Origin of the sequence: Mycolicibacterium duvalii, from assembly GCF_010726645.1 — a bacterium.
Lineage (GTDB): Bacteria > Actinomycetota > Actinomycetes > Mycobacteriales > Mycobacteriaceae > Mycobacterium > Mycobacterium duvalii.
The window spans coordinates 1,928,314-1,942,938 of the sequence record NZ_AP022563.1 but is presented as its reverse complement, the minus strand read 5'-3'; the positions used below and the strand labels follow the sequence as shown (position 1 = coordinate 1,942,938).

The 14,625-nt window shown below is 68.1% G+C and carries 12 protein-coding genes; 3 read left to right on the top strand and 9 right to left on the bottom strand.

Annotation, left to right across the window (positions count from 1 at the left end; genetic code table 11):
• Nucleotides 1-18: 18 nt before the first annotated feature.
• Genes G6N31_RS08895 through G6N31_RS08875 form a run of 5 tightly spaced genes read right to left on the bottom strand, consistent with a single transcriptional unit; the run spans nt 19 to nt 5,571 of the window.
• Nucleotides 19-1,281, bottom strand: a complete 1,263-nt coding sequence (locus G6N31_RS08895) for a DUF4032 domain-containing protein (protein WP_098006036.1) — start codon at nt 1,279-1,281, stop codon at nt 19-21.
• Nucleotides 1,282-1,294: 13 nt separating this feature from the next.
• Complete coding sequence (locus tag G6N31_RS08890; protein ID WP_098006034.1) at nt 1,295-2,503, bottom strand: ABC transporter ATP-binding protein; 1,209 nt, start codon at nt 2,501-2,503, stop codon at nt 1,295-1,297.
• A gap of 4 nt (nt 2,504-2,507) precedes the next feature.
• Nucleotides 2,508-3,335, bottom strand: coding sequence for a carbohydrate ABC transporter permease (locus G6N31_RS08885; RefSeq protein WP_098006032.1), 828 nt, complete (start codon nt 3,333-3,335; stop codon nt 2,508-2,510).
• A complete protein-coding gene (locus G6N31_RS08880) occupies nt 3,332-4,264 on the bottom strand; it encodes a carbohydrate ABC transporter permease (RefSeq protein ID WP_098006030.1) in 933 nt (310 codons plus the stop codon). The genes G6N31_RS08885 and G6N31_RS08880 overlap by 4 nt, the downstream gene beginning before the upstream one ends.
• Nucleotides 4,261-5,571, bottom strand: a complete 1,311-nt coding sequence (locus tag G6N31_RS08875) for an extracellular solute-binding protein (RefSeq protein WP_098006029.1) — start codon at nt 5,569-5,571, stop codon at nt 4,261-4,263. Before G6N31_RS08875 ends, G6N31_RS08880 begins: the two co-directional genes overlap by 4 nt.
• 320 nt (nt 5,572-5,891) lie before the next feature.
• Here G6N31_RS08875 and G6N31_RS08870 point away from each other — a divergent pair, with 320 nt between their 5' ends.
• Together G6N31_RS08870 and G6N31_RS08865 are read left to right on the top strand one after the other, a co-directional pair.
• A complete protein-coding gene (locus tag G6N31_RS08870) occupies nt 5,892-7,532 on the top strand; it encodes a glycoside hydrolase family 13 protein (RefSeq protein WP_098006027.1) in 1,641 nt (546 codons plus the stop codon).
• Nucleotides 7,533-7,621: 89 nt separating this feature from the next.
• The gene (locus G6N31_RS08865) at nt 7,622-8,614 is read left to right on the top strand and encodes an Acg family FMN-binding oxidoreductase (RefSeq protein WP_098006075.1); all 993 of its coding nucleotides are present in this window, start codon (nt 7,622-7,624) and stop codon (nt 8,612-8,614) included.
• Between the two features lie 7 nt (nt 8,615-8,621).
• On the opposite strand, the gene dosR is transcribed toward G6N31_RS08865, so the two are convergent.
• The 3 genes from dosR to G6N31_RS08850 are packed head-to-tail and all read right to left on the bottom strand — an operon-like array spanning nt 8,622 to nt 11,114.
• Nucleotides 8,622-9,272 (bottom strand): hypoxia response regulator transcription factor DosR/DevR, encoded by a 651-nt coding sequence (dosR, locus tag G6N31_RS08860; RefSeq protein ID WP_098006025.1) that lies wholly within the window; start codon nt 9,270-9,272, stop codon nt 8,622-8,624.
• A gap of 49 nt (nt 9,273-9,321) precedes the next feature.
• Nucleotides 9,322-10,125 carry a universal stress protein gene (locus G6N31_RS08855; RefSeq protein WP_098006023.1) on the bottom strand — a complete coding sequence of 268 codons (804 nt, stop codon included), beginning with the start codon at nt 10,123-10,125 and terminating at the stop codon, nt 9,322-9,324.
• Nucleotides 10,122-11,114 carry an Acg family FMN-binding oxidoreductase gene (locus G6N31_RS08850; protein ID WP_098006073.1) on the bottom strand — a complete coding sequence of 331 codons (993 nt, stop codon included), beginning with the start codon at nt 11,112-11,114 and terminating at the stop codon, nt 10,122-10,124. The genes G6N31_RS08855 and G6N31_RS08850 overlap by 4 nt, the downstream gene beginning before the upstream one ends.
• A 111-nt stretch (nt 11,115-11,225) precedes the next feature.
• Between G6N31_RS08850 and G6N31_RS08845 the strand changes: the two genes are divergently transcribed.
• A complete protein-coding gene (locus G6N31_RS08845; RefSeq protein WP_234815473.1) occupies nt 11,226-12,935 on the top strand; it encodes a sensor histidine kinase in 1,710 nt (569 codons plus the stop codon).
• Between the two features lie 146 nt (nt 12,936-13,081).
• On the opposite strand, the gene G6N31_RS27355 is transcribed toward G6N31_RS08845, so the two are convergent.
• A complete protein-coding gene (locus G6N31_RS27355; RefSeq protein ID WP_133117724.1) occupies nt 13,082-13,528 on the bottom strand; it encodes a hypothetical protein in 447 nt (148 codons plus the stop codon).
• Between the last annotated feature and the right edge of the window lie 1,097 nt (nt 13,529-14,625).

Genomic DNA, 14,625 nt, shown 5'->3' with positions numbered 1-14,625 from the left:
ATCAGGGCTAGTGGTGAATCAGTCGCGGTCGTCCAACACCGAGAACGGCTCGGTCGGGATCTCGACGACCAGCAGCTGGGCCGCCGACTCCTCGGGCACCGCCTGACGGGCCAGCGCGCGCAACGCTTTCTCGGTGCCCACGTCGCGGCCCTCCTGCTCGGAGAGCAGCCAGCGCACCTCCAGCAGATCGCAGTAGGCCTGGATCGGTGAACCGGTCCGGCCGACCGCTTCGTGGGCGCGGTGCATCATCGGTGTCGCGACCTCGATGAACCACAGTTGTGCGGCGGTGCGCAGGTCGACATCGTGGCCGGCCTCGCGGGACAGCTGGCCGCGATAGGCGTGCAGATCACCCAGCAGGATGCGCGCCTGCCCCTCGCCGACCTCCATGCCGGCCAGGCGCCGGAGTTCGGTGGCGTGGAAGCGGCGGTCACCGACCGCCACATGCAAGCGCAGCTCGTCGGCGCCGGAGACGACCGGCTGCAGCGACACCTCGTCGACGGCGAACCCGAGGTCATTGAGCTTGCGGATGGTGCCTTCCACGCGGTAGCGGTCCGCGAAGCCGAATGTCGGATTGGCATGCAACAGTTCCCAGAGCTGCTCGTACCGCTCGCGCAGCCCGATCGCCTCCTGCAGAAACTCCGGCTGCAGTTCGTGCCGGTCGAGACTGGCCGCCACATCCAGCAGTCCGGCAGCCACGTTTTCCACGGTGATGTCGATGTCCTGGGTGCGCTGCCCGTCCGACAGGCTGGGGTGCACTTCGCTGGTCTCGGCGTCGACCAGGAACGCCTGCAACACCTGACCGTCGCGCACGAACAGTGTGTTGGCCAGCGAGCAGTCACCCCAGAACACTCCGTGGCGGTGCAACTCCACCAGCAGGGTGGCCATGGCGTCGAACAGCCGCGCCCGGTGTTTGGGCGTATCCGGATTCAGCCGCATGAACAGCCGCCGGTACTGCCACGACGAATCCAGATAGCGGGTCAGCAGGATGGCGGTGTCGAAGTCGGACTGGATCACCACCCCCGCCGGCCGGACCGCGTTGAGCCCCATGGCTTCCAACCGGCTCAGCACCTGGTACTCGCGGGCCGCGACGCGCGCGGGCAATTCCTTGAGCGCCCACAGCGCGTCGTCGGACTCGACGAACTTGACCAGGTGCCGACTCGGGCCGACCGGCAGGTCGCGCACCGCGACACGGGGTTCGGCCCACTCGTCGAGTGGCCGCTCCCAGGGCAGCGCCACCAGGCCCGGGTGAGGGGCCCGCAGCCGCAGCTCGGGAGCTGCCATCGGGCGGACCCGCTCAGCCTGTCGGAGCGGCGTGCCGCCCGCGCGATTCGGTGACCCGCGTCAGATTCTCGCCCGTCTGGGGGTCGAACAGGTGCAACCGTCCGGCGTCGAGCCACAAAGTCGCGTTGTCGCCGGCACTGACCCGGCTCATGGGGTCGAGCTCGACGACGATCTGGCTGCGCATCTGCTCCATGTCGAGATCCTTGGCCAGCTGTTCGAGCTGCGACGAGATGTCGGCTGATGCCTCGAACGGCACGAACGCGTACTGCTCGTTGCCCAGCCACTCGGTCACGTCGATGGTGACGTCGAACGTGACACCGCGGTCCCGTTTTCCGGGGTCGACGAACTCTGCGTCCTCGAACGCGCCGGGACGGATGCCGGCGATGTACACCGCGCCGTCCTCTGCGTCGCCGAGTGCGGTACGCCATTCGTCGCGCAGCGGCACGGTGGCAAACGGCAGTTCGATCTGGTCACCCGAGACACGGGCGGGGACGAAGTTCATCGGGGGAGAACCGATGAAGCCCGCCACGAACAGGTTGACCGGCTGATCGTAGAGTTCCCGGGGGCTCGCGACCTGTTGCAGCACACCCTTTTTCAGCACGGCGACCCGATCGCCGAGGGTCATGGCCTCGGTCTGGTCATGGGTGACGTAGACGGTGGTCACGCCCAGCTTGCGTTGTAGACGCAGGATCTCGGTGCGCATCTGACCGCGCAGCTTGGCATCCAGGTTCGACAGCGGCTCGTCGAACAGGAAGGCATCGGCCTCACGCACGATGGCACGGCCCATCGCGACCCGCTGCCGCTGTCCACCCGAGAGGTTGGCCGGCTTGCGCTCCAGATGTTCCCCGAGTTCCAGCGTGTCGGCGGCCTCGGTGACCCGCTTGCGGATCTCCTCGTCGGAGAGCTTGCCCGCCAGCCGCAGCGGAAACGCGATGTTCTCGAACACCGTCAGATGCGGGTACAGCGCATAGTTCTGGAACACCATCGCGAGATTGCGGTCACGCGGTGCTTTGTCGTTGACCCGGTTGTCACCGATCATCAGGTCACCCGAAGTGATGTCGTCGAGGCCGACGATCATCCGCAGCAGCGTCGATTTCCCGCAGCCAGACGGGCCGACCAGGATCATGAACTCGCCGTCGGCGATGTCGAGGCTGACGTCGTTGACGGCTGGATAGCCGTCACCGTACTTCTTGACGATGTTGCGCAAGGTGATTGCTGCCATGGGGCTATCCCTTCACTGCTCCGGAGGTCAGGCCGGCGACGATGCGCCGTTGGAAGATGAGTACCAGGATGACGACGGGAATGGTCACGATGACCGAGGCCGCCATGATGTAGGGCACCGGCGACTCGAAGTACGACGCGCCCTGGAAGAAGGCGAGCGCGGCCGGGACCGTGCGCGCGTTGTTGGTAGAGGTGAGCGAGATGGCGAACAGAAAGTCGTTCCAGCAGAAGAAGAACGTCAGAATCGCCGTGGTGAACACCCCCGGTGCAGCCAGCGGCACGATCACCTTGCGGAACGCCTGCCATTGCGTGGCGCCGTCCACCTGCGCGGCGTACTCCATCTCCCACGGGATCTGGCGGAAGAACGCCGACATGGTCCAGATCGACAGCGGCAGAGCGAAGGTCAGGTAGGGAATGATCAACCCCAGCCAGGTGTCGTAGATGCCCAGGCCCCGCCACATGTCGAACAACGGGCCGACCAACGCGGCCTGGGGGAACATTGCAATGCCCAGCGCCAGTGACAAGAGCACCTTCTTGCCCGGAAAGTCCAGACGCGCAATCGCGTAGGCGGCGAACATCGCGATGATGACCGAGATCACCGTCGCGATGATCGCGATGCCGATCGAGTTGATCAGCGCCCTCGTGAACAGCGGGTCACGGAAGATCTCGGCGAAGTTGTCGAGGGTGAACGTCGTGGGCAGGAACTGTGGATCGCGGGAGACGATGTCCGACGGCGGCTTGAACGCCAGGCTGATCATCCACGCCAGCGGGAAGAAGCTGTAGAGGACGACGACGATGCCGGCGATGGTCCACCACTTGGTGCTCTTGGTCACTGGTCACCCCTGACTTGCGAGAGGTCGGTCCTGAAGACCTTGATGAAAAGCCACGCGATCGCGACCACGGTCAGGAACAACAGCACCGAAACCGCCGAACCCATCCCGAGATTGACCAGCGTGACGTTCTGGCGGTAGGCCAAAAACGAAATGGTCTCGGTGTTGTAGGCGCCGGAGGTCATCACATACGGATTGTCGAAGATGCGCCACGCGTCCAACGTCCGGAACAGCAGCGCCACCATAATTGCGGCTTTCATGTTGGGCAGCGTGATCTTCCACAACCGCTGCCACGCGGTGGCGCCGTCGACCTTGGCGGCCTCCTGCATGTCCTCGGGAACCTGGACCAGGCCCGCCAGTAGCAACAGTGAGATGAACGGTGTGGTCTTCCAGATCTCGGACAGGCAGATCACGAAGATCGCCGACCACCGGTCGCCGAACCAGTCGAAGTCGGTGATGTTGAGCCACTGGTTGACGAAACCGGAGTCGATCGCGAATGCGTAGCGCCAGATGAACGCCGACACCACCGTCACGATCCCGTACGGGATCAGGATCGCGGTGCGCAGTGGTCCGCGGCCGCGGATGATGCGCAACATCACGAAGGCGAACCAGAATCCGAGAACGAGCTCGATCGCCACCGTGACCACGGTGATCGCCAGGGTGGTCACGAAGTCGTTCCACCACACCGGGTCGGTGAGAATGACCCCGTAATTGCTCAGCCCGACGAAGTCGCGGCCTTCGGGATCGGTGAGACGATAGTTGTACAGCGACAGCACCAACGCGTAGCCCAGCGGATACGCGGTGACGAGCAGCATCACCAGGTAGGACGGCAATGTCAGGTAGAGACCGAGGCGGCGTTCGCCCCTGGCCCGCTCGCTGAGGGCGGATTTGCCCGGTTCCGCCTGCAGCGGCGGGCTCTGCACGGTGGTCACAGCAGCCGCCTCCCCGCCAGCACATCAGCCATGAATTCGTCTGTCCTTTCCGGGGTTTCGGCGTTGACCGACGCCGGTGGATGCCAGGTCAGCTGCACCGCCCCGGAGATGTCGGTGTAGAACGGCGACAGTGGTCGTGGTCCGCCTTCGGCGATGGATTCCCGGATCAGGTCGGCGTTCTCGTAGTCGGCCCGCAGCGCTGGGTCGTCGTAGGTGGCCGCGTACGGCGACGGTTCACCTTCGTCGAGCATGTACTGCGTTGCCTTGGGCAGGGCGTTGATGCACTCGACGAACGCGACCGCCTGCTCGGGATGCTCGGTGAACGCTCCGATGCCGAGGTTGGCGCCGCCCAGCGGCGGAGCGCTCGGCCGGTCCGGGGCGACCCGCGGGTAGCGTGCCCAGCCGATGTCGTCGACGACAGCCTGGGGCAATGTGCCCTCCTCGGCGGCGCTGCGCGCAGCGGCCAGGACGTAGGGCCAGTTGACCATGAACATGCCCTGGTCGGACTGGAAGTTGGCCCGAGCCTGCTCTTCAGAGGCATTCGACATGTCCGTGGGGGCGGCGCTGGAACGCGCCAGGTTGCCCACGATCTCGGCGGCCTTCTCGCCGGCGGGGCTGGCCATCGACGGCTTGGCGTCCCGGCCGGCCTCGACGTCCTGGAGCATCGCCCCGCCGCCGGAGAGCACCAGCGCGTTGATCAACACCGTGTAACCCTCATATCGCTGAGCCTGCACGGCGACCTTCTTGTTCTGTCCCACTGCGGCTTTGATCATCTCGTCCCAGGTGAAGCCGGGACTGGTCGGATCCACGCCGGCGGCTGCGGCACGCGACTTGCGGTACCACAGCAACTGGGTGTTGGACTTATACGGCACTCCGTAGAGTTCGTCGTCCCACGTGCCGGTCTCGATCGGCGCCGGCAACATGCCCGTGGTCAGCCGCGCAGCCTCCTCGGCGGTGTAGGGCCTCAGGAAGCCGGCGTTGGCGAACTCGGGGGTGAACACCACGTCCAGGCTCACCACATCGATCGACGAATCCCCGGCGGCCAGCCGCCGCACCATCTGCTCGCGCTGGGCGGTCGCGGTGCTGGGCAGCGCTTCGATCCGCACTTGGTAGGCGCCGTCGGAGGCGTCGGCGCAGGCCTGCGCGCGGGCGGCCGAACCGCCGTTGTCGGGGAGGATGTACCACGTCAGGGTGGGCGGGCCGCCTTCGCTCCCGCAACCGGACAACAACGTCGCCGCGACCAGCGGTGCGCTGGCCAGCGCGATCGCGCGACGGCGTCGCCCGCGGGCGAACTGGGTTCGTTTCATCACGTCCTCGTTTGGGGAGTTCGTCCTCGATATGGTGTTGTCTGTCCGGTCCGGGCCACGGGCAGCGCTTTCGGCACCCGTTGAGTGTGTCACACCTCACAGCCTCGGTGGGGGATCGGTGCCGTCAAACACCTTGCAGGTCTGTCGTTCTGCCCGTCGGTGGCGCCAGGGCCGGCGGGAAGGCCGACGGCCGGTAGCCGAAAAAAGCTTCCCGTCAGTCGAATCCGTCCGACACCAAGGCGCGCGGCAATCGAATTGACACAGTGCGGGCAGGCCGTGAGGCTGAGGGCGCACAGTTCACGCCAGTCTTGAGGAGAGTCGTGCCCGCTGCCGAACCGTCGTGGTGGGAGACGGCCGTCGTCTACCAGGTCTACATCCGCAGTTTCGCCGACGGGGACGGCGACGGGATCGGCGATATCGCGGGTCTGCGAACCCGCCTGCCCTATCTGGCCGAGCTCGGGGTCGACGCCATCTGGATCAACCCGTGGTACCCGTCGCCGATGGCCGACGCCGGATACGACGTCTCCGACTACCGCGACATCGAGCCCGCCTATGGCACGCTCGGCGACGCCCAGGCGCTGATCGCCGATGCCCACGGTGTCGGCATCCGGGTGCTGCTCGACATCGTGCCCAACCACACCTCCGACCAGCACATGTGGTTTCGTGCAGCGCTCGCCGACGAGCCCGGTGCCAGGCTGCGTTATCACTTCCGGCCGGGCCGCGGCCCCGGTGGCGCCGAGCCGCCGAACAACTGGCAGAGCGTGTTCGGCGGGCCGGCGTGGACGCGACTGGCCGACGGCTCGTGGTATCTGCACCTGTTCGCGCCCGGGCAGCCGGACCTGAATTGGGCCCACCCTGAGGTCCGGGCTGAATTCGAGAACATCCTGACTTTTTGGTTCGACCGGGGAGTGGACGGGTTCCGTATCGACGTCGCCCACGGACTGGTCAAGCAAGACGGGCTGCCCGACGCCGACGAGTCCGTCGAGACCGCGCAGTCACTGGTACAGGACCGCGCCGGGCACCCGGCCTGGGACCAGGACGGGGTGCACGACATCTACCGGGGGTGGCGCGCGGTGGCCGACCGCTACACCCCCGAGCGGATCTTCATCGCCGAGGCCTGGGTCGACGGCAACGAGCGGCTGGCGCGTTACCTGCGGTCCGATGAGTTGCACACCGCGTTCCAGTTCGACTTCCTGCGCACGCCGTGGCGCGCCCGGGCGCTGCGGGAGGTCATCGACGACGCGATCGCCGCGGCTGCGTCGGTGGGTGCACCACCGACCTGGGTGTTGTCCAACCATGACGTCACCCGAACGGTCACCCGGTTCGCGCGGTCACAACCGCATCACCTCATCGAAACCGACTGGGAGCGGGGCCGCTGGGCCGACGAGGATCCCGACCATGAACTGGGCAGACGGCGCGCCCGTGCCGCTGCCTTGGTCCAGTTCGCGTTGCCGGGCACCGCTTACGTCTACCAGGGCGAGGAGCTGGCTCTCGAGGAGATCGAGGACCTGCCCGACGACGTGCGCCAGGACCCGACTTGGGCACAATCGGGGTTCACCGATGTGGGCCGCGACGGCTGCCGAATTCCGCTGCCCTGGACCGAAACCGACGTTCCGTACGGGTTCGCCGCCCGCAGTGACGCGGTGACCTGGCTACCCCAGCCGACCCACTGGGCGCAGCACAGCGTGCAGGCCCAGGAGCGTGATCCCCGCTCGACCCTCAACCTGTACCGGCGAGCACTGGCCCTGCGTCCGTCGCTGTGGCGCGACGGCAGCGCGATCCGCTGGCTGGATGTCACCGACGGTGTCGCGGCGTTTCAGCGCGGCGGCGTCCAGTGCTGGGTCAACACCGGCCATTCCGGTGTCCCGCTGCCGCCCGCTGCGACGGTCGTGCTGGCCTCGTCGGACCTCACCGGTGACGTGCTCCCGCCCGACACCGCGGTGTGGTTGCGGTCGCAGTGACCCAGTAGGGGTCTTTGTGCTCTCGTTCGTCGGCGTGCCGCGGCGCACGCTGGATGACGATGAACGACTTCCAGAGGGAGGGCGAGGCATTGAACGCTCAGTTCCCCGACGCCGAGACATTGCGCTCCGCGCTGGCGCTGGCCGCCAGAGCGCCGTCGGTGCACAACTCGCAGCCATGGCAGTGGCGGGTGGGTGAGCACAGTCTGCACCTGTATGCCAATCCCGACCTCCTGTTGTCCCACACCGACCCCGATGGCCGTGATCTGCTTCTGAGTTGTGGTGCGGCGCTGAACCATTGCGCGGTCGCTCTGGCCGCCCTGGGGTGGCAGGCCAAGATTCACCGGTTTCCGAACCCGGCCGACCCCTGCCACCTCGCGGCCGTGGAGGTCTACCGGTATCCCGCCGCTGAACTCGACATCGCGCTGGCGGCGGCCATCCCGCGCCGGCGTACTGACCGCCGGCATTACAGTTCCTGGCCGGTGCCGCGCGGCGACATCGCGTTGATGGGGGCGCGCGCTGCGCGCGCCGGTGTCATCCTGCGTCGCATCGACGACCTGGAGGCGCTGCGGCGGTTGGTAGACGAGGCGGCATCACGGCACCTGGCCGATCCCGGCTACCTAACCGAGCTGACGACGTGGAGCGGGCGGTATGCGTCGACCGCGGGCGTGCCCGCACGCAGTGTTCCCGGCGCCAACGGCACCGGGTCGGTTCCATTGCGTTCCTTCGCCGGTGGGGTGTTGGCGCAGCCCGAGGGCGTCGAGGCAGACGAAGAGAACGCGGTGGTAGTGGCACTGGGTACCGTTGCCGACGATCGGCTGTCGCGGCTGCGTGCGGGCGAGGCGGCCAGCATCGTGATGCTGACCGCGACGGCCCAGGGGCTGGCGAGTTGCCCGATCACCGAACCGCTGGAGGTGCCCGACACACGGGCGACGGTGCGCAGCGACGTGTTCGGCGCCGACGCCTATCCGCAGATCATGCTGCGTATCGGGTGGGCACCAGTCAACGCGGACCCGTTGCCCTCGACACCGCGGCGGGACATCGCCGAATTCGTGACCACGCTCGACGGCGCGCCGATCCGTTGAGCGACACTCAGTCGCCGCCCGGCCTGCGGTGCCGGTCCAGCCGGGACACGAACACCGCCGCCTGGGTGCGCCGTTCCATGCCGAGTTTGGCCAGCAGCCGCGACACGTAGTTCTTCACCGTCTTCTCGGCGAGGAACATCCGGGCGGCGATCTGTTTGTTGGTCAGCCCCTCGCCGAGCAGGTCCAACAGGATGCGTTCCTGGTCGGTCAGGTCCGACAGCGGGTCCGTATGCCCGCCGTCGCCGCGAAGCTTGGTCATCAGCGCGGCCGCGGCCCGGTTGTCCAGCAGGGAACGGCCCGCACCCACCTCTTTGATCGCCCGGGCCAACTCCATGCCTTTGATGTCTTTGACCACATAGCCGCTGGCACCAGCGAGGATCGCATCCAGCATCGCCTCGTCGGAGGTGAAGGACGTCAGCATCAGGCAGCGCAGATTGGGCAATTGGGACAGCAGATCGCGACACAATTCGATGCCGTTGCCGTCGGGCAGCCGTACGTCGAGCACGGCCACCTCCGGTTGCGCGGCCGGAATGCGGGCCAGAGCCTCGGCCACCGATCCGGCCTCACCGACGACCTCGAGGTCCGGATCGGCGCCCAGCAGGTCGATCAGGCCACGTCGGACCACTTCGTGATCGTCGACAAGAAACACTTTCACCATGAGCAGGCCTCGCGTTGCCGACGCGGTCCAGCGTCACTGTGGGTGCGGTTCACACCACCAGTATTGAACAATCGGTGTCACGGAGGGCGGCATTGCCGGGCGCGCCCACCACGTCGCCGACCCCACCGGCACGGTGGCGGCCGATGACGACCAGCCGAATCGAACCGGCATGCCCCCGCAGGTACTCCAGGGTGTGGGCGCAGCTGACGGGGTCGAGATCGAGGTCAGGGTAGTCGCGCGACCACTGTGTCAGGTGCCGTGACCCCTGCGCCCGCACCCGGGCGCAGACGCGCGGAGGCGCGATGAGGCGCACCGGAGCGCCGCGCCGCCGGGCCTCCTCGAGCGCTCGCAGCACGACCGGGGCGCCGGCGGAGGTGTCGTTGAATTCGACGACGATGGCTCGCTGGCTCACGCTGTGCGGGCGGTGCGAACGCACGATCGCGACCGGACAGTGCGCGGTAGTGGCCAGGGCAGCGGCAGTCGATCCGATCCGGCCCTGAGTGGCGTGGCGCAGCCCGCGCGCGCCCACGCACAGCATGGTGGCTGCGCGAGCGGCTTCCAGGAGCACCCGGACGGGGGAACCATGCAGGATCTCGATCTCGATCTTGACGGGACGCTCCGCGGACTCCACCGCAGTGACCGCGTAGCGCACGGCCACCTCTGCGGTCGCCAATTTCCGGGCCTGGTCCTGTGCGTCGACAGACTCATCGTCGTCGTGCTCGATCACGTACACCAGGCGCAGCGGGACATCCCGGCTGACGGCTTCGTCGACGGCCCACAGCGACGCGTCGACGGCTGCGGGGGAGCCGTCGACACCCACGACGACGCACGGCGCGCGGAAGTACTCGTTCATGCGGTACTCCGACGCAGTTCCACGACCTCGTCGAGGGGGCGACGGGGAGTGGCCGGCGGCGGTGGATCCAGGGTCGAGGGCCGTCCCACCCGGACAAGAACCTGTGGGAAGGTGCCGGTACCCAGCAGGGCGGCGACGACCTCGCGACCCGGGGGCAACTCGATCACATGGCTGACCGTGCAGGTGGCCATCCCGGCTGTGGTGGCGTCGAGGAGCACCGCGGAAAGCACTTCACCGCAACGCAGGACGCTGTCGTGCGATTCGTCGACAGTCGACAAGACCAGGATGGCCGAGTGGTCGTCGACGAGGTGGCCGTGCCGACGCGGAACGCTGTCCGCTGGAAACGTCCGGCCGACGTCGACTTGCCGTCGCTGGCGCTCGGAAACCAGCGCCGCTCGCGGGATGCCTTCGTGAGACATGAAATCACCTGTGGTGAGGGCTAATTCACGCTGATAGATGGCGTCGCCGGAGCGCAGGAGCTCGGTCAGTCGCGACGCCTCAGCCAGTGTCGGCCGGTCGTCGTCGAGGAGGTGGTCGACTCTGACCACGCCGGTCCCGGTGACCGTCTCGGCGGGGTCGGTGAGGCCACCCCAGTCGTGGGGCGCGGCCAGTGGGAGCCGCTCGCTGTGCCGCAACAGAATCGCGTCGGCACGAGCCGTCTCCTCCGGCGAGACCGACCCGGCCGGGGCGAAGATGATGTCGGCCAGATGCAACCGGTTCTGTGTGTCGGGAAAACGCTCTACGGTCGTCGCCCATCCGCCCGCCGCCATCGCTACGCGGAAATGGTGCAGTGCCGCCCCACAGCTGATCAGGGCTTCACGGCCGGAGCTGTCGGCCCCGCGCAGCAGTCGCGTCGGGTCGGCGAACAACTGCACGCGCGGGCTGGCGACGACCCAGCGCCACGGTTGACTGTTGTGCAGCGAGGGCGCTCGACACGCCAGCCGCAGCGCGTCGACGACGACATCGGTCGGGACCGGGGTGGCTGGCATCGTGACCTCCATTGCCTTCACCTTCGACGATGACGGTCGTGGTGGGCCTTTTCCAGGGCCGATGGTCCCCATGTGTCGTGAGTGCGCGGTGTTGTGGTGCACGATGGTGAGGTGGCTGACACCGAGGAGCCGGCGACCGGGGAAGCAAGTCCCGTGCGCACCACCCTGTCGCAGCTGCGCCTCCGCGAATTGCTCACCGAGGTGCAGGACCGCGTCGAGCAGATCATCACCGGTCGTGACCGCCTCGACGGGCTGGTGGACGCGATGCTGGCTGTCACCTCGGGTCTGGAACTCGATCGGACGCTTCGCACCATCGTGCACACCGCGATCGAACTCGTCGATGCGCAGTACGGCGCGTTGGGGGTCCGTGGCGACGGCCATGAGCTGGTCGAGTTCATCTACGAGGGAATCGACGAGTCGACCAGCATGCTCATCGGCCACCTCCCCGAAGGTCGCGGCGTCCTGGGCGTGCTGATGAGTGAGCCGAAAGCTATTCGGCTGGAAGACATTTCGTGTCACAGCTCTTCCGTCGGTTTCCCGCCGAACCATCCACCGATGCGCACCTTCCTGGGCGTGCCGGTGCGGATCCGCGACGAGATCTTCGGCAACCTGTACTTGACCGACAAGCGCGACGGTCAGCAGTTCAGCGAAGACGACGAGGTGTTGGTGCAGGCGTTGGCCGCCGCGGCGGGCATCGCCATCGAAAACGCCCGGCTCTACGACCAGGCTCGGCGCAGGCAGGCCTGGATCGCGGCGACCCGCGACATCGGGACCGAACTTCTGTCCGGCACCGATCCCGCCGGAGTGTTTCGGTCAGTCGCCGAGAAGGTGCAGGACCTCAGCGGGGCGAAGGCCACCTTGGTTGCCATCCCGGTCGACCCGGACCAACCCACCGGCGAGGTCGACGAGCTGGTGGTGGTGGCCACCGCGGGCGACACCGATATCGTCGCTCACCACCGGATTCCACTCGCCGGAACCGCGGTGGGTGAGACGTTCACCCGTCGGCAGCCGGGCCGCTTCAGCGCCATCGACATCGGAGTGGGTGCAGGCGGAGGGCCTGCGCTGGTATTGCCTCTGCGTGCCACCGATTCAGTCTCGGGGGTGCTGATCGCGATCAGACCTGTTGGCGCGCAACTGTTTCACGCCGAAGAGCTCGACATCATGTCGGCGTTCGCCGATCAGGCGACGTTGGCGTGGCAACTGGCCAGCACTCAGCATCGGATGCGCGAACTGAGCATCATCAGCGATCGAGACCGGATCGCGCGCGATCTTCACGACCATGTGATCCAGCGGCTGTTCGCGGTCGGTCTGTCGTTGCAGTCCACCGTGGCCAGGGCCCGCACCGAGGAGGTCCGGGAGCGGCTGTCCGGCTGTGTCGACGATTTGCAGGACGTCATTCAGGAAATCCGCACGACGATATTCGACCTGCACGGTGGCGCCTCGGGCGCCACGCGGCTGCGGCAGCGTCTCGATCAAGCGGTCGCCGACTTCGCGGGCTCGGAACTGCGCACCACGGTGCAGTACGTCGGGCCCCTGTCAGTGGTCGACGCGGTGCTGGCCGACCACGCCGAGGCCGTGGTCCGCGAAGCGGTCAGCAACGTCGTACGGCACGCGGGTGCGACAACCTTGAGCGTCGTCGTCAGCGTCGACGACGACCTGTCGGTCGAGGTCACGGACAACGGACGTGGCATCGGCGACAACATCACCACCAGCGGGCTGTCCAACCTGCGTCGCCGCGCCGAGGACCTCGGCGGATCGTTTGGCGTGCGGGCCGTTCCCGACGGGGGAACCCAGTTGCAGTGGCGTGCGCCGCTGTCCTGAGACACGCACCAAAGCACATTCATGTAATTTAAATGCGACAGCGTTTTCGCAGGTCACAGCGTTCTGCCGGTGACGGGAACGCTTCTCCTTCGCAACGGTTGGATAACGCACAAATTGTCGCGCCGGCGATTTCACAAATTGTCGGTTCAGTAAGCCCCAGCGAGGAACGCGATTTGTACGGCACGACGTAGAAGGACTGGGGAGCACATGTCACGGACCAGGCAGGGCATCGTCATCGTGATGATGGGCAGCGCGGCGATGTTCTTGAGTGCCCCGATGCTGAGCCCGCAGGCGACCGCCAGTACCGGCCGTGGCGGTGTTCCGTGCGTCGGTCTGCTGCAGACGATGGTGTCCCGTCCGGCCGATATTCCGCACGCGCTGCAGCAGGCCGCCTCGTCGGTGGTTGCCGGGCCGGGGCAGCCTGCACCCCCCGTGGTGGTGCCTCCGGCGAGTTCGTCGCGGGCGGGCGTTCCGCCGGTGCCGCCGCGGCCGCCGGCCTCGGTGTCGACCTCGTCCGGCGGCGTCACCCCGCCGACGCCGGGTACGCCGGGCGTTCCGGTGTCGAGCCCGGCCGGTGGGGGAGTGCCTCCCACGCCTCCGGCGCCCGGAGGGCCTGCTGTGACTACGTCCAACGGCGGCACCCCACCGGTGCCGCCGGCTCCCGGCGGCCCGGTCGGTGTACCCGTGGCGAACCCCAACCCGCCGCTGCCACCGGCTCCGGGCCTGCCGGTGGTCGGCGATGCCGGTGCGGCGGTTCCTCCGGTGCCTCCGGTTCCGGGTGGGCCCGCTGCTGTTCCGGTCGCGGCCGCGACGCCGCCCGCTCCGCCGGCACCGGGTGTGCCGGTGGTCGGCGATGCCGGTGCGGCGGTTCCTCCGGTGCCTCCGGTTCCGGGTGGGCCCGCTGCTGTTCCGGTCGCGGCCGCGACGCCGCCCGCTCCGCCGGCACCCGCTGCGCCCGTCGCCGGCCAGGCAGGAGCAGCCGCTGGCCCAGGTGCTCCGGCGCCCGGTGCGCCGGTCGCTGCGGCCGCAGGCGAAGCCGGTCCGGGTGGGCCCGGCGGTGCCGGTGGAGCCGGTGCTCCGCTTGAGGGAGCCGCCGGTGCCGTCGCTCCCGGTGGCGCTCCCGTGATCGGTGAGGCCGGCGCTGCTGCTCCGGCGCCCGGTGCGCCGGGCGCTCCCGTGGCGGCAGCCGCAGGCGAAGCCGGTCCGCCTGCGCCGCCGGCTCCGGGTGGTCCGGTGGAGGGTCAGGCTGGGGGTGTGACGCCGCCTGCGCCGCCGGCTCCGGGTGGTCCGGTGGAGGGTCAGGCTGGGGGTGTGACGCCGCCTGCGCCGCCGGCTCCGGGTGGTCCGGTGGAGGGTCAGAGTGGGGGTGTGACGCCGCCTGCGCCGCCGGCTCCGGGTGGTCCGGTGGAGGGTCAGGCTGGGGGTGTGACGCCGCCTGCGCCGCCGGCTCCGGGTGGTCCGGTGGAGGGTCAGGCTGGGGGTGTGACGCCGCCTGCGCCGCCGGCTCCGGGTGGTCCGGGTGGAGGGTCAGGGGGGTGTGACGCCGCCTGCGCCGCCGGCTCCGGGTGGTCCGGTGGAGGGTCAGAGTGGGGGTGTGACGCCGCCTGCGCCGCCGGCTCCGGGTGGTCCGGTGGAGAGCTCGGTCGAGACGTTCTCCCCTCCGGTCCCACCAGCTCCAGCCGAACCTTCG